Here is a 23,395-nt window from a genome sequence, read left to right on the forward strand (position 1 = left end):
TATTACCTAATCTATGCTGATTAATGATTCTTCGAAATAAGTTAAAAGGCTATATAAATCTTTGATAAAGTCAAAAAGAAGATTATCTCTATAAAGCATTTCTATATGCATTTTTGCCTCAACTGTTACACCTACTTCTACTCTACTATTTGTAATAATAGATAATGTTACTTGGTATTTCCTTAAGTTTTTACCTATGTAGAATCCTTTAACAATAGTTACATTGAAATCGTTTATGAGTCTTCTATCTATAACCTCAATAACTATGCCCATATTTTTAAAAAGCTGTAGTATGTGATTAATTGTTTTTGAACTTGGTGTTAAGATTATTCTTAACAGAATTATTGGCTCATCCATAATATTTGCTAAGGAGGAAACAGTTTTATTTATAGGCATTAAAAACTTTTTCAAATTCTCTATAATGTTATAAACATCTTGCTTAACACTAATAAATGTGGATAATGTTCCTTCACCAGTTGGTGACATGTATACCCTTATTTCAAAATCCTTTCCCACAATAACAATTCGAGCACAGCTTGGCCTTTCTATGGCAATGGAAACAGCACTGTCTTTAAATGATGAGTAAAACTTGTAGCAAAGCTCATCAATACTATTCAAATCTATTGAAAATCTCTCTATAAAACCAATTAAAACATTATTATAACTTATCATAAAAATTGTCCTCTTTATGCAAAAAATTATTGATTTTTTGTAGCTGGAATTTAGCAAACAGATTTATAGCCTCAATACTCGAGTATAGCACATCAGCTATGGCAACACCCTCATGTGGTAAGCCATAGATTACATATCCTCTTAGAAGAATTGATTGAAGAACCAAACCAAGTAAATCTTCTTCACCATCAACAACAACAAGGCTTTTGGGAATACTTAAAGCCTTTCTTATAACATCTATGCATTCACTAGATATTGCTCCTCTGGGATTGCAACACCTAGCTACGTTTTCAAAATATTTTGATATCGTATGATGCGCTTCATAAGGTTTTCTCATAATATTTCCATCTACAATACACATTCTAGGTATGCCAATATAAAGCAAAAATGTTTCGCATGTGTAATCCCCTACAACATAAACTTCATGTAGCTTGTCATAGAATATCGATCTGAGTACCATGGCCACGTATTCTCTCGGTCCTTTAATTACAACAAGGTTTTTGTTATATGTATGTGGTGCTGATAATCTTTTTCTAAGGTCATCAGGCATTCTGTATATAATCATTGCTTACAATGTCACCACTCTTAGATATTAACCTGAACATAAATATCGTTGTCTTCTATATTCCAGTGAATAAATTGTTCAGGTTTTGTAGAGGTTACTACTATTTTCTGAGCTCTTATTTCATTAGCGATATAGTTACGATGCTTTTCCAAAGCTTTAAGCATTAATTGTGATGGTGAGTATACAATAATTTCTTGTAAAACATGGTCCACAGGTAGATTCAGCTCCTTTCTATACATTTGCACTCTTCTAATAAAGTCTCTGGCCAAGCCCTCCAAAACAGCCTCCTCATCCATTGTAACATCTATGAACACCTCATATGGTTTATCACAAACTTTAACAATGTTTTCACTTAGATGAATACTTTGATTTTCAATTTCAACACTTTTCACATTTGCATATATTTGAACAACATGCTTTGCCATACTAACTAACTTAGCCTCATCATCATTACTAACTCTTATCCACATCTTTTTCAAGGGCCATCTTCTCTTAATGTTGTATTTAGCACGCAAAGCCAAAATTTCATCAGCTACTTTAAACAAGTTGTTAACAATGCTCCACTGATTCTTATCCACATCAATTTCTATTCGAGACCACCTCTCAAGGTGAACACTGTCCTTAGAGAGCTCATATCCATATTTTCTTGTAAATGCTTGGTATAGATACTCTGAAATAAATGGTGCAAAAGGTGCTAGAACCTTGTATAGCGCTGTTAAAACCAGAAACAGCGTTGCATATGCAGCTCTTTTCTCCTTTGCCTCTTTCTCAATCCATACCCTAGGCCTTATAACAGTTATGTAGCGATGACTAAGAGACTCTGTTATAAAGTTTAGAATTGCTCTTGCAGCTATGTGCAAATCGTTTTCCTCAATAGCCTTCTCTACAAGGTTTATTAAATTATTTACCTCATGTAAAATCCAGTGATCCTCTGGCAGTAAATACTTTATGTCATTGTGTAGGTTATTAGCATTCCATTTATCCAAGGACATATATGTATCAGCAAAATTGGTTGCATTCCATAAAATATTCAATACTGATTTGATGTCATCAGTTTCGTCAGGATCAAAGTTTATGTTATCCCAAGGAGCAGCTTTAGATGTTACATACAATCTTAGTATGTCAGCACCTTTCTTTTCCATGAAGTCAAGAGCCCATATAACATTGCCTCTACTCTTACTCATTTTCTTACCATATTTGTCTAAAACATGGCCTTGGCACAAAACCTTTTTATATGGTGATCTGCTGTAAAGCGAAGTTGATGTGAATATAAGTGTGTAAAACCAGCCTCTTGTTTGATCAATTGCTTCTGTGATCCAATCATATGGAAACAGATTATTAAACATTTCAAGCTTGTTTATTTGAGCAAGAGATGCTGTATGAGCCATTCCACTATCCATCCAAACATCAACAACAAATGGCTCTCTAAACATTTCAGATCCACATCTTGGACATTTTATAGTGATTTTGTCTATCCAAGGCCTATGAACATCCTCAAGTTTTCTATTACTCAGCCTCTCCAGTTCCTCAATACTGCCCACAGCTATTCTATGTCCACATTTTAGACATGTCCATATAGGTAATGGTGTTCCCCAGTACCTCTCTCTAGATATGCACCAATCTCTTGCATTAACAATCCAGTCTTCAAATCTTTTCCCAGCCCATTCAGGATGCCATTCAACTCTGCGATTTTCTTCTATCATAGTATTCTTTATAGGATCTATTCTCAAAAACCACTGCCTATCAGCATAATACATTAATGGTGTTTCACATCTCCAGCAATGGGGATACTCATGCTCTACTTCACTAATATGTACTACAAGATCCTTCCTCTTTAAATCCTCAACAACCTTTTTACTAGCATCCTTAAACCACATGCCTTTGTATGCTCCAGCTTCATCAGTGAAAACACCATTCTTTTGAATTGGCTTAAAGACTATAAGACCATATTTCTTGCCAAGCTCATAATCCTCTGGACCATGTGCAGGTGCTATGTGAACAATTCCCGTTCCTTCCTCCATACTAACCCATTCAGCAACTAGAATTCTATGATTAGAAGGCTCATGTAATTTATGAGCAGGCACCTCATCTAATAGTGGATGAATGTATTTCTTGTTGAATAGTGATGAACCAGGAAATGCATCAACAACTTCAAAATTGTTCAATCCAATTTCGCTAACAAGTGGTTTTAGCCTTTTTTCAGCAATAATCCAATATTCGTTATTAACTTTAATTTTGACATATTTCTCATTTGGATGCACAGCCAAAGCTTCATTGGCTATGATAGTCCATGGTGTAGTAGTCCAGGCAACAACATATGTTTCTTCATCAGCAAGCTTAATCTTGAAATAGAGACTAGGGTCTTTAACAAGTTTATAGCCTAACGCAACCTCATGAGAACTCAAAGCTGTTTCACATCTTGGGCACACTGGTATAACTCTATAATCCTCGTATAAAAGGCCCTTATCCCACATCTTTTTTAGAAACATCCACACAGCTTCAATATATTTTGGATGTCTTGTTTCATAAGCATTGTCATAGTCAAGCCATAGACCCAGTCTTTCACTAGCTTTGCGCCAGTGACTGATGTAGTAATCAACAAGCTTTTGACATTCATAAATAAACTTGTCAACACCATATAACTCTATATCCTTTTTCGATTTAATTTTTAGATTTTTCTCAACCTCAAGCTCTACTGGTAAGCCCTGAGTATCCCACCCCGCCTGATCCCATACACAAACACCCTTCATTCTATTGTATCTAAGCACAATATCTTTAAATGTCCTTCCTCTTGCATGCCCTACATGCATAAAGCCATTAGCTGTTGGCGGGCCTTCTAAGAATCTAAACAATGCTGATTCTTGTGAACATGTATCCTTCTTTACTTTATCATATATTCCATTTGCTTTCCAGAATTCTAAAACCCATTGCTCAACTTTTACTGGATCATATCTACCCTTAACAGACATTGTACTAGATAATGCTATCACCTCCAATCCTTCTCATTTGTTACCTCATTTGAATAAAGTTGAATAATTCTGTTTTTAAGTATTGCATTGAATACTAGCAAATTTTTGAACCAGGTTTAGCAACACCCTCAACTGTTATTAGCAGTGGTTTTTCGCCATTACATGTCGCTAAAAGCATTCCCTGGCTTTCGTAATTCATAATCTTTTTTGGTTTTAGATTAGTTACAATAACTACTTGTTTTCCAACAAGATCTTCTGGCCTATACCACTCAGCAAGACCAGCAACTATTTGACGCACCTCAGAACCTATATCGACAAGCAATCTCAATAACTTCTTCGAACCAGGGATTTTTTCTGCATACTTAACAATACCAATTCGAAGGTCTATTTTCTTAAAATATTCTATATCAATGATTTCTTGTGATTGAGATGTGTCATTGTCCATGTGTTTGCACCAGTACATATTTTCCTTTGTCACTTAAAAAAATGTTAATTATATAAATAAGGTTTTCAGCACTGAAAATACTACTGTGGGTATTAATGGAAGAGTTAGATTATCTTCTGGACTAAACATTTCTACTAATATAGATGTGGCGGAAACAATCAATGCTATAATAATATTCTTAACTAAAAAGAATAGAATAGATGCAAAAATAGAAAAGGCTATTAGATAAGCCTTAACCGTATGTTTAAACACCTTTCTGCTTTTTCCATCAAGCAAAGTTACTATAGATGTTATACTATCTACGAACGCTAATGCTAATATCCCTACATAAGCATCATATCCACAAGTCACATAACTTAAAAATATTGATAACAAAGCAAAGGTAACACTAACATAGCCATATCTCTTTTCATAATCTCTCTCAACACTTTCAATAAAACTATCTAAGCTTTCCTCATACCTACTAAATATTTTATTAAGTTCTTTGAGAAATTCATTCAAAGGCGTGTTAACAAGAGACTCTGTTACATAATCAATAACCTTCTTCCTATAATCCCTAAACATGTTTAGAATATGCAAGCGAATATAAGGCATTCTGATCTGAATACTATTGATAAGTGCTGAAGCAAAAAGTAGAGTAGAGTATGTAAGTAGTGTAGGATCAATTAAATTGCCTACACCACTAAACAATTCTCTGTAGCAACTAGATAGCGGTATCAGTAAAAGAAGCGTTAATGCTATATGCAGAATTTTTCTAGCTACTTCAAATTTAATTGAAATTGAATTTCTCATGCTCTTCACTTCAGAATCTCAAATTCAATATATTCATAGCCACCTGTTCTCATATTCTTCCAACCATATATGGCCAACACATTATTTCCCACAATATCCCACTGCTCTTCTCCAGATCCAAAACTAACACGTAGTATTTTTGATCCAGGTGGAAATACCCAGTATGCAACATAATCATATTCCGCTATTTCACTTTCATAAATGTTTTCATAAACATTTACTCCTTTCTTTATAGGAGCTCCAAATCTTATTAAGAAAACAATGTATGGATTTCTCCTACCTCTTCTAAATCTAATATCTATCATAATAACCTTTGGAAAGACTCTTGTATTATTTATTTTAACAGTTTCAGCATCTAAAAACTGCTGCATATTTGCCCAAAGCTTTGCAACTTCTTCATTAAAAAGCTCTTCATTCTTCACTACTGTGTCGTAATATCCAAGCGGATCATCATAATCAAATATTAGATAATAAGAAATATAGTTATGTGATACAAAGAAAAATCCCTGTGCATATACAGGCTCTACTTTTTTGCTTGCTTCTTCTAAAAATTTTTGCGAAGGTCTCATCAACCTAGCCCTTTTCACTGTGAAAAGAAATCACTTAGAGATGTTGGCAAGGAATACTCTTGTTTACCATCATTTAACCTAGTTGTTGTTATCGGGATTTTTAGACTTGCTTTAACAAACTCTCTAATCTTTTTCAAAACCTCATTATGATGTTCCCTACTTGGTCTTCTCCAAGCCTCTGCATCATTGAATATTAAGGGTGCAACAACATGTTCTACAAAAACCTCAGCTACTGGACAATTATATAAACAGAATTTACATCTAATGCACAAGTTTTTGTTTCGAACAACTGGAACATTTCTTCCATTCATTTCCACAACACGTATTGTATGTGTTGGACAATTAGATTCGCAAGATTTGCATCCTACGCATAGGTTCCATCTATATAAAAGTTTTAGTAGATCCACAAGCTTTTCAATCTCCTTCTCATTCTTAAATTCAAATACGATTCTATTGCTTGATATCTTCGCCTTGCAATTAGACCATTCAATAGTTACAGACTCTTCACTACTGTAAATCTTAGTTGGGTTAATGACAGTATATTGGTTTTCAAGAAACTGTTTATCTAATGCATTGGCAAAACTTATTATTAAAGTATTTTCGTTTTTAACAACTTCAAATATTCTTGGCACAACAATTTCCTCAAATATTTTTCTCCAATCATTTATCTGCTTTTCAATTCCTAGCCTCTTAGCCATTATTGTTTTATATCTTGCAGGAGCATTCCATCTCCATAGCCCATAATCAATCCAATCTCTTGGCAAATTCAATCGCTGTCTCCAATACTCTAAAACCTCAATCCATTGAGACCAGAGCTCTTTATGTGTTTGAGAAACAAGCTCTAGTTCAGCAAGTGTTGAAGCAGGACACATAAAGCAACCTATGCGCTCATATCCCATGTAGTAAAGTGGGTTCACATAGATTTTGTGTTTATGAAGATAGAGCCAAATCTCGAACTGCGACCAGTTATTTATTGGTGATAGGTTAAGCATTTGAGGAGCCCATCGAAGCCTCCACAAAGTTGGGCTTCTAGCTCTATCTATAGATTCAAAAGCTCTTTGCCCAACTATATTCAAAGCTCCGTTAGACCACATGTTTTTGACTGTTGCTGCAAGTGGAGCAAGTTTACATATCTTACAGCACCACCTATAGTCACGTCCTGGAATCCCAAATTTGTATACAGCACTCCAGAATTTGTTTTCGGCTGAAGCCTCAACAAGTTTCAAGTTATAGCTATCAACAACTTTGTAAACAGTTTCATAAGTTTCTGGAAGCTCAATACCTGTGTTATTGAATAAAACAATGGGCTCAATGCCAAGACTTATAGTAAGATGCAATGCTGTCATGCTATCCTTTCCACCACTAAAAGAAACAACAACAGGTTTGTTCATCTTCTCAACAGTTAAAGCTATAGTTTTCTTAGATTGAGACTCGACAATGTTTAGATGCTCCTCATTCACCTTCATAACAGTATCCATTGATGATTTGGATTCAAAGCCTTGAAATACCTTGCCCTCGCCCCACCAGCTATGAACAATTAACTTGCCATTACCCTTCGAATATGCTAGGCCTACGATATCATCATTTCTTCTAACAAGAAGAACCTGTTTATATTTCTCAATATTTTTATCAACACGAATAATATCTAATGGACTATATTGTGATTTATCAACAACAACTTTTTCAACAACTTCGGAATCTTCGCTTAGAACACGTAAAGCACCAACTTTAGAAAGTCTAAATCTCCATTTTCGAAGAAATGGATCAAAGTATAAACGACCTATTTGAACACCATCAACATACACCTCCTTCATCTCATCATAATATGGAGCCTTATTCAATAGCATAATGGAATTGCCTAAAAGTGTTTTAAGACCTTTATCAGTGGAAAACTCAAATCTATAGGCATTTTGAAGTAGGATATAGTCTCTTTCAAACGCTGGTCTAGCGTCTCCGGGATCGGAAAGAGGAATTCTAACAGCTTTTGATTTACATACAGGACATACTTGCTCTAATAAAGGTACATTGCAGTTGGGGCACCAATAAAACCTTTTTATCTTTGGCCAAAAAATTCTTCTTCCCATGGCTATGGTCACAGCTCACCCAATCTTTACAGTGCAATGGAAGCTATGTGCATTCTTATGCTAAATACATATCTTTATAAGTTTTTAAATTTAGCATTAAAATTATTGAGGTAGAGATGCTGTTGAAAAACTACGTTAATGAAATGATATATAGATACTTCATTGAAAAAGGAGAATTGTTTAGATTAGTAATGGATTCTAAACAAATGGTTTTGAGAGGTAGAAGAATAGCTAAGGGAATAGCAAAACAATTATATATGTTAGGATTTAACAAAGGTAAAATACTTGATGTTGGTTGTGGAACAGGGAGAGTCTCAATACCATTAGCTGAAATGGGTTTTGATGTAGTTGGAATAGATATATCACCTACCTATATTGATATTGCTAATAAAAGAGCTAAGGAGAAGGGTTTAGAAAGCAAAGCATTGTTTTTTGTGTGTGATGCAAGAGAGATGAGCAAATGCGTAGAAAGCTATAGGCCGTTCACATCTGTAATATTTGTATGGTCATCTGTTTTAGGATACTATGATGAGGAAACAGATATGAAGATACTTTCAATGGCTTACGAAGTATCAGCAGACAAGGCTTCTTTAATTATTGCTGATGCTGTGAATAAAGAGTATATATCATTTTCTCAGTATGTTCTTGGATTTACGAAAAAAGTTGCCGAATATGATAATGTTGTTGTAATTGAAAAAACTATATACAATCCAGCTACAGGTAATGTATTGATAAAGCAAGACTTTTATAGAAGAGATAAAAACAATTTACTATTCCTTGGAGAATCGCATTTTGAATTCCATGTCTATAGCTTAGATGAGTTAGTGAAATTAGCTAACAAAGCTGGGTGGTGTCTACATAAAGTTCTGGTTGATTTGTCTGGTGAAGCAAGGTATTCTCCGATGAACTCAATTAATGTGATATTCTCCAAGTGTAGACAATAAAATAATTAACTCTGGTATACTATCTTTAATTTTGTTAAGAGAGTTGATGATGAAAGAGCTCCGCGGAAAGGATCATGTGACTGAACCACGACCGCTGATTCTAGGTGTTTAAAATGGGAATGGAAAGCGTGGAGAATGAGTATTGCCTATCTAACTATGTGAATATAGAACCTCTTTCACTTGACACTATTAGAAAAAGAGTTTTGGATATTTATGTAGAGAGTGTAGATGTTTCTAAAAACATTGTAAAGTTGGATCCAGAGAAAAGAACAGCTTTTAGGTATATGTTAAAGTCTGAAAGGGTTTTTCAATACGTTGCAACAACACTTGGAAAAATAGCTAGGCTTCCACCAAAAGAAAATCTGAACTCATTTTATGCAGATTTACTTGACATAGCTACTCATGGACGCTACAATGAATTGAGAAAACAAGCCTCTTTAGCAGTAAAAGTTATTTCAAGTATGTGGAAAGAGTATCGCTCAAAAATTCTAAGCAGTGGTTTGAATGCAAAAAATGTTTCAAGAGAATTTGTTGGCAGAATTCTTTCTATTGTAAAGCGAAAGGTTAAACTAGTTGAGTTAACAAAGGAAATTTCATATGTTGCTAAAAACACGCCTTGCATAGATTTTAGCAAGCCTTTGATTATAGTAGCTGGTATGCCTCAGGTTGGGAAATCAACGTTTGTTGGTGCTGTTTCCTCGGCTAAGCCAAAGGTGTCTCCATATCCATTTACAACAAAAAATGTTATAATAGGTCATATTAAGCTTGGTGAAGTGGTTATACAGGTTATGGATACCCCGGGAATTTTAGATAGACCAATAAAAGAGATGAACGATATAGAAAGAAGAGCCGTGGCGGCGCTAAGGAATTTAAAAGCTGTTGTGCTATACTTTATGGACCCTTCTCCAGATGCTTACTACTCCTTTGAACAACAAGTAGCTGTTTTGAAAAATGTTGAGGAATTGATTGGCAAAGAGAAAATAATTGTTGTTTTTAACAAAATTGATAAGCTAAGCAAAGAGCTTCTTGAAAAGCACAAAAAAGTTGTTATGGGTATGGGCTACAGTAAATTAGTCGAAATTAGTGCACTACATAAAATAAATGTGTGGACAGCCATAGCATTTGCTATAGAAAGATTTGATGCTTTATTCAACACAACTTACTTGGAATTGCTGAAACTCTATTCTTCCTCAACAACTTCGATATCTGGAGTCTTCTCCTCGCTTTCCTCAACTTCAAGTTGAGATTCCTTGGCTACAACCTCAGCTTCTATTGATTCAGCACTCTCCGTTTTCATTGACACTATTTGTTTAGGTTTGATAGTTCCTGAATATACCAGGTCTAGAAGCTTTGAATAAACCCAAAATTCATCAGCTATAGACGGTATTGTTTCAAAGACATATTCAAATTTGCATGTAGAGCATCTAACATATGCACTCTTTACTCCACTATTCTTATTCTGTCTAATCTCTATTGAGAGTCCGTGGGGATCTCCACAAACAGGGCATTGCTGAAGACTTTGATAAGCTCTAACCTTTCTAGCTTCTTGCATAAGCTTCTTCACTATAACTGTCGATCTACGCCACTTGCTTCTTCTTCTAGCCATTTTCCTCACATCTTCTAAGTTTTTATGTTGTAAATTAATATTTATACTTTAATGAAGTATTTGCTTAAATAAATTATTACATTTAATAACCTTTAGCTATGATGCAAAATACTTTTATTTTTGTTTAACAATGCAATGAAATTAGATGGGCCCGTAGTCTAGCTTGGCTAGGATGCGGGGTACACGGAATTATCCGTGCCCGACTCGGGACCTTTCGGCGGAGATCCCCGTGGTCCCGGGTTCGAATCCCGGCGGGCCCATACCTTATCCAATTTCAATCAGAATTTTTCTTAGTGTTGTCAAAAGCTCGTTGTAATCTGTGTTATTCTTTAGTTTTGCTATAGCTAGCTTTTCATGGCCCATAACATCTTCTACTAAGCCTTGTTTATATAACATCATTGATATTGCAAAAGCTTTGTCATCTCTTGTTTTTATTGCTATTAACCTCTTTTCCTCATTGTATAAAACTACAGGTGATTTCGATATTCTATACAGCGAAGATGCTATAGCTGATAATCTGCATGAACTTGGAATCCTCTTTATTTTCACAACTCTATAGTTAAATATTCTTGCAGAGCTTACAGCAAGCTCCTCAGCTATGCTTTTCTCATTACATAAGGTTGTACTAGTTTCTAAACCAACGTTGATATAATCATTTATTTGAAATGGTGCAGCCACGTGGGGAAGAGGTGAGCTAATCCATCTCACAAATCTTTCCCATAATTCTCTGTTTCTACTCGATGATATATACTTTGATATGTTTACCAAAATCTTTACAAGCTTCTTATTCTCATACTTATAGCCACCTTCAATACTAGCCACAACATTAACAAAACTTTCTATTCTTGGAGTTAGAACCACGCCAATGGATTTTAGAAATGTGTAAACAAGTAGGGCAACAGGCTTCTTACCAACAATAAGTTCATCAACATTCTTCTCAATTTCCTTATAGTGAATATGAGTTGATAAATGATGATCCACATAAATAGTATAGCTTCCTAAATTTCTTAGTTGTGCTAAGAATTTATTTACGTAACTATTGTAGGCAATATCCAAAATAACCACATAGTTTTTCTGCTCACATATTGCGCATTTAACATAGTCTAAGTAAGAAAGAATTGTTTTTGGTGTTGATGGCAAAATATCAACTTTGGTCTTAGATTTAATTGGATAGAGGCCGGCAACTTCCTGCGAATAAACTATTTCAGCAGCTGAAACAATGCCATCAGCATCCCAATCACTAATCACTATAACCTTCATAGTCTTTAACCAAACAAAACCTTCTCAATAAAACTTTTAAGCTTAAATCTATAAAAATAGTCTAGAACAGCATTGTGCCGCGGTAGTATAGCCCGGCTATTATGCGGGCCTGTCAAGCCCGTGACCCGGGTTCAAATCCCGGCCGCGGCGCCAAATAAAACTGTTTCATGCAAAGCATCAACCATAATTAAAACCTCATTGCTTTAGAAACTAGCATAAACTTTGTTGTGTAATTTTATTAATAAAGCATTGGATACTTATTTAACTTAAACTATAGGTGGGAAAAGCCATTGAGCTATGCTAAATGAGTTTTAACTAATCAATAAAAAGACAAGCTATTCTGTGCACTGATACCTGTAAGCATGTTTAATGTAGCTTGTATCTATATCTGTTGTTTTGGCTAGTGATATTATGAGTCTTGCTAACAATACACCACTCATTATTTGTGCTGCTTCGCACTCAAGATAATTGGTTATGCTTTTGTCGAAGAGTATGGATATGGATGGTGGTATACCTTCTTCTCCCAACCATATTGCAACAACTATTGGTACTCTAGGCAATGTGTAAACCTTTACTGCAGCGTCACCTAGATCTATTTTCTCATATTTAAATGGCTCAGCTGCTTTATATAGTAGACTTAGCTGAGATGCAAACACTGTTTCTACAAGTTTTTCAAATGCCTCCATATTTGTTTTTGCCATGGGGCAATGAATAGCTGGACATATTTGAGATAGTTGAATAAGCTCTCCAACCTCTCCCACATCCTCCTTTGTTTGAGCATAGTTATATAGAACATAGTATAGCCCATATCTTTCTCTCTCTGTTAAATACCTGTCCAGAATCTCATCATAAACTTCACCATTATTCAAATCCACTCTAAGTCTAAAGAACCTTAATTCATTACCTTTTTCAAAACCAAGTCTACCAGACAATGACCTCACAACATCTTTAACTCTATCCCAACTCCAAACCTCTTTCCACCAAGCACTAACATCAAGACCCAAACAACTCACCACTAGTTAAGAAGGCAAATAATTTAATATGTCTTTATGAGAATGTTGCTCTAACAATTTGAATAACTTTTTAAATATTACCATGTTTGTTAGGGGTATTATTGCCGCCTGGCAATAGATATGGACGTAGTTCTGCTATGGAGTATTTCATTGGTTTAATAACTTCAATTGCTATTTTGGTTATTGAAACCACTATCTTAGTGTTTAACATGGATATTATCAAGGTTTATTCAATTAATGAATTTTTTCATAATAGCTTAAAATTAGCTATTGTCTGTACATACATAGTAACACTTTTTATAATACCTGCAATAATCTCTTGGTCTACTGATGCTGCAAAAAGTATAGCAAGTATCTATAAAAGATATGCGATAATGAGTCTTGCTTCAGTAAATGAAGAGAGTATAAGGAAAAAGGTTAGCATCACATTTGTTTTAATCTCTGTTTCACTACTGCTAATGATGTTGTCCATAGTTTACAGGAAATTCTTGTTGTCTTTAACATCCCTTATACCATTAACTCTATTTGTGTTCATGTTGCTAAAGCCTATTTTTGATGTTAAGCAGCATAGCAAGCGTATTGATGCTGAAATAAAATGGTTTATGATGCTCCTTCTCATTGTGGAATATGTTAAATGTGGAATTGATTTTATTACCAAGAAACTTGATAAGTCAAAGCTTTTGAAGGCAATATCAAGAGAATTGAATGTGATTAAAAGAGATGAGATAATATATTTCCAGTCTTATGTAGAAGCACTTATTCAAAGAGCTAAAATAACTCCAAATGAGTCATTGAGAAGGTTATTGCTTGGATATGCTATGAGACTTAGAGAAGGTGGGGATACAGTATCATGGCTGAAAACAGTATTAGGTGAGGAGTTGATTAGATGGGAGTGGGAAACAAAGATATATTCTGAAAGAGTAACTTTTATGCTTCTCCAAATAGCCATAGCAATATTTGTTCTTATACCAACACTAGTTGTTGCAATACCATTGATAAACCCATTCACAGCTATCTTGCTAATGATAATCGCAACACCAGTTCTTAGCATAGTTGCATATATCACAAGACCAAAAACACTAGATAAAATAAATGTTTTTGATGTATTGAATCCACTAATTATATTAATATCAGCATCGTCATTGCTATTCACATTTTTTAGTTTTCATGGAATAGTTATGGGCTGGATCATAGCTACAATTGCTAGTTTAAATACAAATAGAATTGTGAAGGAAATACGAATTCTAGATGAAGAATCTTTAGAAATACTAAAAATTGTTGCTGAGCTTAGAAAACATGGCTATGAAATTCCCAAGGCATTGAAAATAATTGCACAAAGCTCTACAGTTAATGCAAAAACATCAAGATTGCTAGAACATGTGTTATCGTTGGTTGAAACAGGGCATGAATTCAGTGAAGCGATTGCTACATTATCCTCGCCATCATTTCAATTCAATTTCATAATTTTTCTTCTAGGGGTAATGTATGAGAGTGGTGGGGGAGATGAGGAGGCAATTCAGATGATATATGAGTACTTATATAGGTATAGAGCATATGAAGAGAATATTAAAAAGGCTTCTCGAATATTCGAGTTATTTACTTTTGTTAATCTTGGAATAATTCTATGGATTTGGAGAGGGCTAAAGCAGTTATATAGCTCATCTCTTTATCAATTCATAGGTGTAGCATCGATAACTAGTGGTGCAGTAGCTATAATGATTATTGTAGCTTTGATAGGATATTCCATAACATCTTCAATTATAAGATATGGAATACCAGTACTTGAAACAGCAAAGAGTATTTCAATGGCGCTAATAGCCTTGGTTATAGCCTCCTTGCTATGACCACTTTATAAATACTCTGAATATTTGGAGGTGTTAGGATGAAGACGAAAATGCTTTGTAAAGGAATTAGCGAACTGCTTGCTATAGTACTTGGTGTTGTAATAACAATAGCAATAGGAATGACTTTATTCATGCTACTTCCCAATTACGTAGGTTTTATTCAACAGCAACAAAGAATTGCAATAACGAACTTTAACATCAATGCTATAGATACTCAAACAGCTGTTGCAACCATCACTATTAGAAACATGGGCACGAAGAACATAGAGAGTGTAACCATTTATATCAACTCATCAAAGAATTCAATCTTTAGCTTATCAATTATAAACCTGAACAACAGTTATAACTACAACTGCACTAACATCATTAGCAATGCCTTATCATGCAGAATTTCTCTAAATCCAGCTCAAGAATTTACATTTGTTGTGCGATTGAAAACCGAGAATGGGGTTGTTATAGGTGACAAAGTAGTTGTTACAATTGCAGCTCTATTTATTGATAAAAGCATTGCAGCAAACACAGCCATAAGTTACATTTACTAATGAAGTGGGCATTGAAAATGTTGCATTGCTTTCCATCTCCTAATGGAAGTGCCTTAAGCAAGGCGCTAACAGGGTTTGTTGCAATGATTATCATACTTTCGCTAAGCGTTTTAATAGGCATAATAATTTTCTCAAGTGTTAACACAGCATATATATTGTCTTATCCACATGCTTATGAGGAAATAAGAATAAATGTAAAATGCTTTTTGCTTACAGCTAATGGATATCTCTGTTTAGCGTCAAACCCACTTGGATATGCTATTAACTTAAGGCTTTACCTAGCTAATGGAAGCATGTTCAGCAGTATTATAGAGCCAAACACTGTTGCACCAATTCCATGTGGGGAGTTTAAGAAATGCACATTGCTTAGTAGCAAAGTTGTCTATGGAGAAGCTATAGCCGTGGGCAATACCACAACTAGTAATAATATTGTTGTAGTTATTGAGAATAGGTGATTGGAATGTTTTCAAAAGGTCAAGGTGAATATGTTTCAGCAACAATAATGATTTTAATAATGGTTATGTTCACTTTTTTAGCATTTGGATGGGGTACCTACATTGAGAGAATAGGACGTTACATGGTTAATGCATTAGAATCTTCAAAAGAGGCTTTGGATATTAGCATTTTGTATGAGGGAGATGGTGTTAAGCTAGTTATAAAAAATAAGTGGGATGGAACATCAATAGCTAAAGGCATTCTTATTCTATTTAAAAACTCTGAAATAATTTACTTAAATGTGGAGGATACTGTAATACCTGTTGGCAGTTTAGTAACAATAAACATAAGCTTACCCAATTTTAATTGGGGTAATGTTGATAGAATATGTATTTACACAAATCATCTAAACATTTTTTGTAATTCCATAGAAAAGTTGGTGTTGAATGTTGAAGGAGGATACTGGTACACCATCTCAAGACAGTTGCTTGGAGAATCGAAAAGCTATGTCATTATAGATCTTCGTACAGGTAGCGAAATTCCTGTGTATATATGGGATGCTAATAAAAGCTATATAATATTCTATGTTGGTGCCACAAACAGAACAAGCATAGCGTTTTTAGAATCAGACAAGCCATTGCAAGTACTTGAAACAAAGACTTGGTTTAAACCATTGATATTAGCACCATACATAGAGCTTGCAGTTAATCATGCTTTTTCATGGACTCTTAATAGCTTGTGTGGTGCAGGACCTGTATATGGTTGTGGAAACACCATTTTATATGCTTCTACATCTATTGAGAATGAGAAGTACTGGTTTGATGGAAGAGCAGTACACTATGAGCTAACAGTTACATACTCCTTTCCAAAGGAGGTAAGTTTTCAATACTATGCTGGTGGAGAGGTGTATGGTGTGTCAATTCAACTTCATAACTATGAAGAAATAGCTCTGTGGCAAAACTGGCAAGCAATGATAAGAATAGAGAATGTTAGCATATCTGCTGATGCTGGAATCTACAACAATATGAGGCTAGCAGGCAAGCAATTTACAGCTTTCAACAATAGTTGTTCACTAAAAGAAAATGTTGTTGGAGCGCAATTCAAATATGTTTCAACACAAATTCAAATAATAACAAACACCACTGCTAATATAATAGCAGATTTACCAAAAGGGTTCATATGTGCATTTGAGCCATTCAACATTGTAGAAGCTAAAGTAAAAATTGAATTGCCAATGGCAACAACAAATATTGTGAAGAATTACATAAAAAACTTTAGCAATGTCATAACTACGCTAAACGGATTTATGATAAGGGTTATAGGCTAAAAATACGAATTATAGTAGTGTGTGTGATGAGCCGTCGAGCATCTGAATAAATGATGTTGTGGTCCTAATCTGATTTCATGAAGCATTATATTTACTTTTTCCCATGAAACAAATTTTAATAGCTTAACCATGTTTCATATATTCTCTTTGCACTAGAATTCTAACTATCTTTTCTGCTATCCTCCTCGACCTTGTTTTTATCAATATCGTATTTCCAGCTTCCTCAACTTCTATAAAGTTGTTAAAACGATTAATGATATCAACACAATTTTTATCAGCTGGTATAACATAATTTCCTCTTGGGTCTTTCCTAGATAGATACTCCCTAACTATTTTATCGATAGAGGAATTCATATTTACAATACCTCAACATTTTGAGCTATTTCCCTAGCAAAAGACTCTAGAAGATCTTTATCAAACCATTCTTTGTATGCATTTTCAATTTTGAGAACAGCTGCAGCAACACCTCTAAATGTTGCTTCGAATGGTGTTAAGCCCTTTGCCATGTAGTATGCTGTTACGGAAAGTAAAATATCGCCTGCCCCTACCTCATCAACAACGTTTATTGGTGGTGGTTTTATATATAGAATTTCCCCATTCTTAATCATGTAAAGACCTTTTTCATCTAAGCTAACAAGGTATAGTGTTTTTGTTGATAAACTCCATTCCTTGACCCTCTTTAGAAGAAGATTGATATCCTTTGAAAAGCAAAACTCTTTTGCATTGCCATGAACAATGTCTATTTTTTGAAATTTCTTCTCCATATTCTCATTCCAAACAAGCTCTATTTCGCCATGGTTATTAACTCTTCTAACAATGCCTTGGATATCTAGTGCAGCTACTTTTGGGCTCCAAGAATCTAAAACATTTAATTCATTCAAATTTATTTCATTTAGTATAGGCCCTAATATAACCACATCAAATCTATAGATTTTGATGTAAGGCTCTAAACTCAATAGATTTATCTTTGGGCTTTCTCCTTTAAATCCAACAGCCTTACCATTTCTAATTATGAAAACTGGTGTGGAGTTGTATCCAGTTTCAATAATTTTTATTCCATGAGATTCTAAAACACCTTTGATAAGCCCTTTATAAATCTCGCTAATGTTTGTAGCAACATAAACTTCAGCATCTAGATATTGCGCAAGTGCTCTACCACCATAGTAACCAGTTCCACCAACTCTAATCCTATCCCCAATCTCATCTAGAGTTACATTACCTATTATCAAAACTCTCACTATGTACACCACTAAAAGTTTAATGCTGAAAGATATATCTCCTTCAGCAATTCTCTTGATGGCTCAAGAGGTGAGAGTTTGAGGGAATACGATAGATAGTTTACAACAGTATCCACAACCCTATCAGCATCAGCTTCCGAAAATCCATACATTTTAAGATTTTCATTGAATCCCATTGTCTTATGAAACTTCTTAACAGCTTGAGCAGCTTTATCAGCATGCTCTGGTAAAGGCTCTAGCTGAGAATCTATATACCTAAGTAGTCTGTGTAGAGGTTCTGGAGCAACTCTATACAAGTGTTTAACAGCTGATGGACCAAGCATTGATAGTCCTGATCCATGTGGAAGAGAGGTGTTTATACCACTTAAAACATTTTCAATTGCATGTATTATGTGAGCTCTGCTATTATCTATGGCAATACCTGCTAACATAGATGCATAGAGAAGCCAGTATCGAGCCTCTATATTTTTTGGATTTTCAATTGCTTTTGGAAGCCATGAAACAATATTTCTAACAGCTTCCTCAGCAATTGCAACTATGTATGGCGATGAATCAACGCCACATGCAGCCTCCAAAGCATGGTAAAATGCATCAAATGCTGTATATAGTGTTTGATTCATTGGCAATGTAACAAGGTATTTAGGGTCATCAACACTTATAACAGGGTATATGCTATCTGAAGCCAAGCCATATTTTGTTTTTGGATTTTCTAAAGTAACAACAGCATATCTATTAACCTCTGATCCAGTTCCATGAGTTAAATTAACTGCTATAACAGGTATGGAGCCACAAACATCTCTAGAACCTCTCACATAATCCTCTACAAATCCTCCACAATGAGAAACAACTGAAATGGCCTTTGCAGAATCAATAACACTTCCACCACCAATAGCTATAACAGCTTCAGCACCAAACCTCCAAACCTTTTCAGACACAAAATTAATCATTGATGCAGCAGGATTTGGTGTAACACCATCGAAAAACTCATAGGATATACCCAAACTCTTCACAATGCTTACAACATCCTGAAAAGAGCCACTAACCCTAGCAGCAGATCTACTAGTAACTATATAGACTCTTCGAAACCTCTGCAAAAAAGACTCAATATTTTTCAAAGCCCCAACACCAAAGTAGAGAACAGTTTTTGAAGCCCTTACCCTAAAACTTTTTAAGTTACTACTCAAAAACTTCACCAAAAACAAAATATTCATGTACAAGGATTTTTATCTTTAATGAAAACAAAACCTCTTAGATAACAAATAACCCTGGGTATTTCACAAAACCCTTCATTGATTTGTAGAGAAACGCTTAATAGTTTAAATAAAACAAGTTTTTGGTGCAGGTGTTTTGAGTTATTGGATTACGCAAAAAATCTGTTAGTAGAGCTTTTAACAAATACTAGCAAGTATTTTGATAAAAGACTTGTTCTAAATTCTGATGGTAGAAAGCTTCTAGATAAAATTATTTACATTCTCTCAACAAATAATTTTCAGAATAGAAAGCTTTTGAAAAGTGTTAGAAAAGAGCCAACACTTGAAAATGTTATTAAACTTGCAGAAGAAGTGTTGCAACTTGATGCAAAAACCTTGCTACAATTCAAAACCAATTTAGATGAGTTGAGATGCTATGAGGAAAAATGTTGTGATTAGCTACATACTCTATGTTTTAGGATCTATAGCAGTACTTATTAGCGGTATAAGCCTTTTAGTAATGCCAATAAACCAAATCCAAATAGAGAACATTGCAAAGATGCTCAACATAGAAAAATCTATTGTTAGAAATGTAATTGTTGTAGCTGGCTTAGCACATACAACACTAGCTTTAATAGCACTAACAATTGCTGCAACGCTCATTAAAAAAGGTGACAAAACATGGGGATACGCAGCACTTGCAACATCAATAATATCGCTAATAATGTTTGCAGGCTACGTAATAGGATCAATAGCAATGGTCATAGCATCAATAAAATATCTAAAAACAATTAAGACTTCAAACAACGCTCTCTAACCAACTCACTAACAATATTAAAAATGGTATTTGCAACCTCATCAGAACCACAAAACCTCCTAAGAAAATCCCTAAGCAAACTACTCTCATAAACCCTATCAATAGAAGATTTATAATAAACTTCAATCACATAAACAAGACCAGGCATCAAACCATTCAAAACACTTCTAACACAATCCCTAAGCCCACTACCCACAAAAAAGCACCTCACAAACCAAATACTACTGCCAAAGCCATATATAGCTTTAGAAGAGCTGGAATAGACACAATCCTATAGCAGAAAAGTTTTTAAAAAGGGAAAATAAGAACCCTTCGCATAACTCAACTATTAATCAACTCATGCTAGGCATGTAAATAGAATACAAAATACCCAAAATTTGCTTTCCATGGGTTCTGAAAGTATACGAATAGACAAATGATTTAGTAATGCAGCCATGGTTTTTCACCAATACTAAAAAGAGAAAGTTGTATAAATAGAACATCACAAGCTTTTCTTGGTGCAAAAAATGAAGACAGAGAGAAGAGTGAAACTTTACAAGTACATGAAAATTGGTGCAATAGCTGCTTCAACTGCAATACCAATTGCAATAGCAATTGCAACTGGAACACCAAAACCACCATCACCGGCTCCTTTCTAATTCGTTGTTGAAATAGTTCTAAAAACTTTTTAACTTTATCAATATATTTTTTGCTGTAACATTTTTTAAGGTATGTTGCTTTAAAAAATTGAGTAGCGAAACAGGGAGCTGAGACCATCTTGGTGCATACTATTGTCTACTGTTATACCACAGAAGTATCTCGATTTCTTATCACGAATATATCTACTTAGAAAATTAACCATAACAAGATTGAGAAGAGAGCTTGAAATGGATTATAAAACTATGCGCAACATCTTTCTATCGCTTTCACATAAGTACAAAATACATTTTTGGGTTGATGTTCTGCAGCAAAAACTTGGGCTTGGATTCACTTTACTAATTCTTAAAAAGGTTAAGCCAAACCTTTTGCAAAGACATGACATAGCAAAGGAATTACTGCATTTAAAATTACCTTTTGTAAGATCAATTTCGCTAACACTCGACGGGGGGCTTCAAATAGTTTTTCAAAATCCGTTGAACTCTAAACTAATTATTGATGAAGGAACAGAGGTTAATGTAAAAGCTATGTACTCATTCAATTTTGTTCTTAGGTCTAAGCCTCTTCCAAATCTTCTTCAAAGCTATGTCAAAGGCGATTTTAACTACTTAACTGAAAAAGGTTTAGAGGAAGCTTTTGAACATAAGTATAAAATTAATGAGGAATATTTGTTAGAGCCAGCAAGATTCGATGGACTCGACTTAGTAATATTGGATGTTATTGAGTCGAGACCTTACATAACCCTTAGAACCCTTACAAATGAAGTGAACAAGCATCTTTCAAGATCCTTTACTGTTGCCCAAATTGAGAGACATGTTGAAAAACATGTTGAGAATCTTGTGCTTGGCTATAGAATGGCTAATGTTAGTTTTACAGAACTTTCAAATTATGGGTCGATTTTAGTGACTTCTTGTAGTAATTGCATAGATTTTTGTTCTAGAGCTATTTCCCATCCATTTATATACATATGTGTTGGCAATACCGGTAATGGTCTAACTGGCATTACCGTTGTTGCGCCTAGGGATATCCATAGCAACTTTGTTATATCTTTGAATTCTATTCTTACTTCTTATGGTTGTGAAGAGGCTGAGAACATAATCAACTATTTTATTGTTAGACCATATTATATGCTCTATGGTGTTCCAAGGCCATATCCTGCTGAGTTGAGGGCTGGGTTTGATGTTGAGGTTGAGTATGATCCGCGTTCTAGAAGTTGGGTTTCTGAGATAAATCTTTCTAGAGTTGTTGAGGTGTTGAGGAAGAGCTTGTGAGTAATTCCATTGTTTATTTTCTACTCTATTTCATTTGTTGCTAGTTGTATTTTGTCCATTTTTTTAAGTGCGTATATATCTATAACTTCTTCTGCTATGTCTATGCTTCTAGCTATTATTCTTGATATTGCATCTAAGATTCTTGTTATTGCTGTTTGTTTGGCAAGGTCTTCTCCATAGCTTTTTCTAATTTCATCTTCTAGTTGTTTTAGTTCTTCTATTTTCTTTGTTATGTTTATTGCAGTGTTTTTGTCTGGTGCTATATAGGCTTCGCAAACACTTTTGAAAACCTCTATTGCGTTTGTATACAGGTTTGTTATGAATTTTGGTTGTGATGCCAGGGTTTGTAAAGATTTTGAAATGTTTACAGCATGATCTCCAACTCTCTCAACGCTTTTAAGAAACATTGTCATGTATATAGCGTCATAGTATTTAAGTCCTCTTCTACCCATTTCATATGGATCACTCAAAATAGCTATTAATTGTCTAAGTGCAAGGAGATACAGCTTATCTACGAGATTATCACGAGCTATAACAGCATCCAATATGCTTTTATCTACAGCATTATTCAAATACGATATTATGTCTTCATGCATACTTATTGCAAGTCTAACCATTCTCTTCATAACACTGGTTAAATTACTTAGGTTAGGATCTACAACAATTTGAAGAGTAATGCTTGTAGCATCCTCATCAACAACCTCTAAACCCATTAGCTTCTCCTTAGCAATATTAACAGCTTTCTCAATAAACTCTCTTCTAATACCTTTATAAACAATCTTAACAGTTAATGCACCAGCAACATACCCACCAATAATTTCTCTCACAACATCCTCTTCAGAATATGTTGAATCAACATAAACAACATGCTCAAACACATTTCTACTCTCCTGCTTATATGGAACATAAATTCTCAGAGAGAGATCTGGCAAAACCTCCATTACAACATTCATTTTAGGTTCTAAACCAATTTTCTTAGCCCACGAATTAGGTAAAGACACTATATATGTTGATTTTCCTATCCTCTGAACACGCCTTCTATAAACAGCCACTATACTACACCAACTACTTGTTATAGTTACAGAGTTAAAAAAGTATAATGACATTATTTGAATTATACATAACAATATATTATTGAATATGCTATTTTAGCTGCTTTAAAAATGTGTTTTGTAA

General features: G+C 34.5%; 25 protein-coding genes and 2 tRNA genes. 12 read left to right on the forward strand and 15 right to left on the reverse strand.

The genetic code is table 11. The annotated features are described in order from the left end of the window. Positions 1-6: 6 nt before the first annotated feature. The 7 genes from QPL79_RS06960 to QPL79_RS06990 form a co-directional block, all read right to left on the reverse strand. Positions 7-672 carry a hypothetical protein gene (locus QPL79_RS06960; protein WP_285274087.1) on the reverse strand — a complete coding sequence of 222 codons (666 nt, stop codon included), beginning with the start codon at positions 670-672 and terminating at the stop codon, positions 7-9. Continuing rightward, a complete protein-coding gene (locus QPL79_RS06965; RefSeq protein ID WP_285274088.1) occupies positions 659-1,237 on the reverse strand; it encodes a DUF359 domain-containing protein in 579 nt (192 codons plus the stop codon). The genes QPL79_RS06960 and QPL79_RS06965 overlap by 14 nt, the downstream gene beginning before the upstream one ends. Positions 1,238-1,257: 20 nt before the next feature. After that, positions 1,258-4,227, reverse strand: a complete 2,970-nt coding sequence (ileS, locus tag QPL79_RS06970) for an isoleucine--tRNA ligase (RefSeq protein ID WP_285274166.1) — start codon at positions 4,225-4,227, stop codon at positions 1,258-1,260. A 73-nt stretch (positions 4,228-4,300) separates the two neighbouring features. Further along, a complete protein-coding gene (metG, locus tag QPL79_RS06975) occupies positions 4,301-4,651 on the reverse strand; it encodes a methionine--tRNA ligase subunit beta (RefSeq protein WP_285274089.1) in 351 nt (116 codons plus the stop codon). A 48-nt stretch (positions 4,652-4,699) separates the two neighbouring features. Then, positions 4,700-5,443 carry a hypothetical protein gene (locus tag QPL79_RS06980; protein WP_285274090.1) on the reverse strand — a complete coding sequence of 248 codons (744 nt, stop codon included), beginning with the start codon at positions 5,441-5,443 and terminating at the stop codon, positions 4,700-4,702. A 5-nt stretch (positions 5,444-5,448) separates the two neighbouring features. After that, a complete protein-coding gene (locus QPL79_RS06985; protein WP_285274091.1) occupies positions 5,449-6,012 on the reverse strand; it encodes a hypothetical protein in 564 nt (187 codons plus the stop codon). 14 nt (positions 6,013-6,026) lie between these two features. Beyond that, positions 6,027-8,108 (reverse strand): phosphoadenosine phosphosulfate reductase domain-containing protein, encoded by a 2,082-nt coding sequence (locus QPL79_RS06990; RefSeq protein ID WP_285274092.1) that lies wholly within the window; start codon positions 8,106-8,108, stop codon positions 6,027-6,029. A gap of 110 nt (positions 8,109-8,218) precedes the next feature. Here QPL79_RS06990 and QPL79_RS06995 point away from each other — a divergent pair, with 110 nt between their 5' ends. Together QPL79_RS06995 and QPL79_RS07000 are read left to right on the forward strand one after the other, a co-directional pair. After that, positions 8,219-9,040: a class I SAM-dependent methyltransferase gene (locus tag QPL79_RS06995; protein ID WP_285274093.1), complete on the forward strand. Its 822-nt coding sequence runs from the start codon at positions 8,219-8,221 to the stop codon at positions 9,038-9,040. 113 nt (positions 9,041-9,153) lie between these two features. Next, entirely contained in the window at positions 9,154-10,284 is a 1,131-nt protein-coding gene (locus QPL79_RS07000; protein WP_285274094.1) for a GTPase, read from the forward strand. On the opposite strand, the gene QPL79_RS07005 is transcribed toward QPL79_RS07000, so the two are convergent. After that, positions 10,221-10,646 (reverse strand): hypothetical protein, encoded by a 426-nt coding sequence (locus QPL79_RS07005; protein WP_285274095.1) that lies wholly within the window; start codon positions 10,644-10,646, stop codon positions 10,221-10,223. The two genes, QPL79_RS07000 and QPL79_RS07005, sit on opposite strands and share 64 nt — an antisense overlap. Before the next feature lie 147 nt (positions 10,647-10,793). On the opposite strand from QPL79_RS07005, the gene QPL79_RS07010 reads away from it, so the two are divergent. Continuing rightward, positions 10,794-10,906 (forward strand) — tRNA-Pro (locus tag QPL79_RS07010). Positions 10,907-10,910: 4 nt separating this feature from the next. On the opposite strand, the gene QPL79_RS07015 is transcribed toward QPL79_RS07010, so the two are convergent. Continuing rightward, positions 10,911-11,906, reverse strand: coding sequence for a hypothetical protein (locus tag QPL79_RS07015; RefSeq protein WP_285274096.1), 996 nt, complete (start codon positions 11,904-11,906; stop codon positions 10,911-10,913). A gap of 76 nt (positions 11,907-11,982) precedes the next feature. Between QPL79_RS07015 and QPL79_RS07020 the strand changes: the two genes are divergently transcribed. Further along, positions 11,983-12,059 (forward strand) — tRNA-Asp (locus tag QPL79_RS07020). Between the two features lie 182 nt (positions 12,060-12,241). Here QPL79_RS07020 and QPL79_RS07025 read toward each other — a convergent pair. Next, entirely contained in the window at positions 12,242-12,910 is a 669-nt protein-coding gene (locus QPL79_RS07025) for a DUF3786 domain-containing protein (protein WP_285274097.1), read from the reverse strand. Between the two features lie 110 nt (positions 12,911-13,020). Here QPL79_RS07025 and QPL79_RS07030 point away from each other — a divergent pair, with 110 nt between their 5' ends. From QPL79_RS07030 to QPL79_RS07045, 4 genes are read left to right on the forward strand one after another with little or no spacing between them, the layout of a single operon-like run. After that, positions 13,021-14,763, forward strand: coding sequence for a type II secretion system F family protein (locus QPL79_RS07030; RefSeq protein ID WP_285274098.1), 1,743 nt, complete (start codon positions 13,021-13,023; stop codon positions 14,761-14,763). Positions 14,764-14,801: 38 nt separating this feature from the next. Next, entirely contained in the window at positions 14,802-15,305 is a 504-nt protein-coding gene (locus QPL79_RS07035) for a hypothetical protein (protein ID WP_285274099.1), read from the forward strand. A gap of 17 nt (positions 15,306-15,322) precedes the next feature. Continuing rightward, positions 15,323-15,760, forward strand: a complete 438-nt coding sequence (locus QPL79_RS07040) for a hypothetical protein (protein WP_285274100.1) — start codon at positions 15,323-15,325, stop codon at positions 15,758-15,760. A gap of 5 nt (positions 15,761-15,765) precedes the next feature. Further along, positions 15,766-17,067, forward strand: coding sequence for a hypothetical protein (locus QPL79_RS07045; RefSeq protein WP_285274101.1), 1,302 nt, complete (start codon positions 15,766-15,768; stop codon positions 17,065-17,067). Between the two features lie 123 nt (positions 17,068-17,190). Here the strand turns inward: QPL79_RS07045 and QPL79_RS07050 are convergent, their stop codons facing one another. From QPL79_RS07050 to QPL79_RS07060, 3 genes are read right to left on the reverse strand one after another with little or no spacing between them, the layout of a single operon-like run. Further along, a complete protein-coding gene (locus QPL79_RS07050) occupies positions 17,191-17,421 on the reverse strand; it encodes a hypothetical protein (protein ID WP_285274102.1) in 231 nt (76 codons plus the stop codon). Positions 17,422-17,423: 2 nt separating this feature from the next. After that, positions 17,424-18,305, reverse strand: coding sequence for a PfkB family carbohydrate kinase (locus tag QPL79_RS07055; RefSeq protein ID WP_285274103.1), 882 nt, complete (start codon positions 18,303-18,305; stop codon positions 17,424-17,426). A gap of 11 nt (positions 18,306-18,316) precedes the next feature. Further along, complete coding sequence (locus tag QPL79_RS07060; RefSeq protein ID WP_285274104.1) at positions 18,317-19,489, reverse strand: iron-containing alcohol dehydrogenase; 1,173 nt, start codon at positions 19,487-19,489, stop codon at positions 18,317-18,319. Between the two features lie 171 nt (positions 19,490-19,660). On the opposite strand from QPL79_RS07060, the gene QPL79_RS07065 reads away from it, so the two are divergent. Together QPL79_RS07065 and QPL79_RS07070 are read left to right on the forward strand one after the other, a co-directional pair. Next, positions 19,661-19,954 (forward strand): hypothetical protein, encoded by a 294-nt coding sequence (locus tag QPL79_RS07065; protein ID WP_285274105.1) that lies wholly within the window; start codon positions 19,661-19,663, stop codon positions 19,952-19,954. Next, on the forward strand, positions 19,932-20,312 hold the full coding sequence (locus QPL79_RS07070; RefSeq protein WP_285274106.1) for a hypothetical protein: 381 nt from the start codon (positions 19,932-19,934) through the stop codon (positions 20,310-20,312). Before QPL79_RS07065 ends, QPL79_RS07070 begins: the two co-directional genes overlap by 23 nt. Here the strand turns inward: QPL79_RS07070 and QPL79_RS07075 are convergent. Continuing rightward, positions 20,287-20,508: a hypothetical protein gene (locus QPL79_RS07075; protein WP_285274107.1), complete on the reverse strand. Its 222-nt coding sequence runs from the start codon at positions 20,506-20,508 to the stop codon at positions 20,287-20,289. The genes QPL79_RS07070 and QPL79_RS07075 overlap by 26 nt on opposite strands. Positions 20,509-20,818: 310 nt before the next feature. Between QPL79_RS07075 and QPL79_RS07080 the strand changes: the two genes are divergently transcribed. Then, on the forward strand, positions 20,819-20,950 hold the full coding sequence (locus QPL79_RS07080; protein ID WP_285274108.1) for a hypothetical protein: 132 nt from the start codon (positions 20,819-20,821) through the stop codon (positions 20,948-20,950). 132 nt (positions 20,951-21,082) lie between these two features. Further along, complete coding sequence (locus tag QPL79_RS07085) at positions 21,083-22,219, forward strand: hypothetical protein (RefSeq protein ID WP_285274109.1); 1,137 nt, start codon at positions 21,083-21,085, stop codon at positions 22,217-22,219. Positions 22,220-22,239: 20 nt separating this feature from the next. On the opposite strand, the gene QPL79_RS07090 is transcribed toward QPL79_RS07085, so the two are convergent. Next, the gene (locus tag QPL79_RS07090) at positions 22,240-23,271 is read right to left on the reverse strand and encodes a PhoU domain-containing protein (protein WP_285274110.1); all 1,032 of its coding nucleotides are present in this window, start codon (positions 23,269-23,271) and stop codon (positions 22,240-22,242) included. Positions 23,272-23,395: the final 124 nt, after the last annotated feature.

Origin of the sequence: Ignisphaera cupida, from assembly GCF_030186535.1 — an archaeon.
In the GTDB taxonomy this organism is placed as follows: Archaea; Thermoproteota; Thermoprotei_A; order Sulfolobales; family Ignisphaeraceae; genus Ignisphaera; species Ignisphaera cupida.

What these genes read in the sequence shown, in the direction of transcription:
- QPL79_RS06985 (WP_285274091.1), bottom strand. Translation starts at nt 6,012, where the DNA reads ATGAGACCTTCGCAAAAATTTTTAGAAGAAGCAAGCAAAAAAGTAGAG.
- QPL79_RS07040 (WP_285274100.1), top strand. Translation starts at nt 15,323, where the DNA reads ATGTTGCATTGCTTTCCATCTCCTAATGGAAGTGCCTTAAGCAAGGCG.
- QPL79_RS06980 (WP_285274090.1), bottom strand. Translation starts at nt 5,443, where the DNA reads ATGAGAAATTCAATTTCAATTAAATTTGAAGTAGCTAGAAAAATTCTG.
- QPL79_RS07050 (WP_285274102.1), bottom strand. Translation starts at nt 17,421, where the DNA reads ATGAATTCCTCTATCGATAAAATAGTTAGGGAGTATCTATCTAGGAAA.
- QPL79_RS07035 (WP_285274099.1), top strand. Translation starts at nt 14,802, where the DNA reads ATGAAGACGAAAATGCTTTGTAAAGGAATTAGCGAACTGCTTGCTATA.
- QPL79_RS07080 (WP_285274108.1), top strand. Translation starts at nt 20,819, where the DNA reads ATGAAGACAGAGAGAAGAGTGAAACTTTACAAGTACATGAAAATTGGT.
- QPL79_RS07045 (WP_285274101.1), top strand. Translation starts at nt 15,766, where the DNA reads ATGTTTTCAAAAGGTCAAGGTGAATATGTTTCAGCAACAATAATGATT.
- QPL79_RS06965 (WP_285274088.1), bottom strand. Translation starts at nt 1,237, where the DNA reads ATGATTATATACAGAATGCCTGATGACCTTAGAAAAAGATTATCAGCA.
- metG (WP_285274089.1), bottom strand. Translation starts at nt 4,651, where the DNA reads ATGGACAATGACACATCTCAATCACAAGAAATCATTGATATAGAATAT.
- QPL79_RS07005 (WP_285274095.1), bottom strand. Translation starts at nt 10,646, where the DNA reads ATGGCTAGAAGAAGAAGCAAGTGGCGTAGATCGACAGTTATAGTGAAG.
- QPL79_RS07070 (WP_285274106.1), top strand. Translation starts at nt 19,932, where the DNA reads ATGAGGAAAAATGTTGTGATTAGCTACATACTCTATGTTTTAGGATCT.
- QPL79_RS07015 (WP_285274096.1), bottom strand. Translation starts at nt 11,906, where the DNA reads ATGAAGGTTATAGTGATTAGTGATTGGGATGCTGATGGCATTGTTTCA.
- QPL79_RS06960 (WP_285274087.1), bottom strand. Translation starts at nt 672, where the DNA reads ATGATAAGTTATAATAATGTTTTAATTGGTTTTATAGAGAGATTTTCA.
- QPL79_RS07000 (WP_285274094.1), top strand. Translation starts at nt 9,154, where the DNA reads ATGGGAATGGAAAGCGTGGAGAATGAGTATTGCCTATCTAACTATGTG.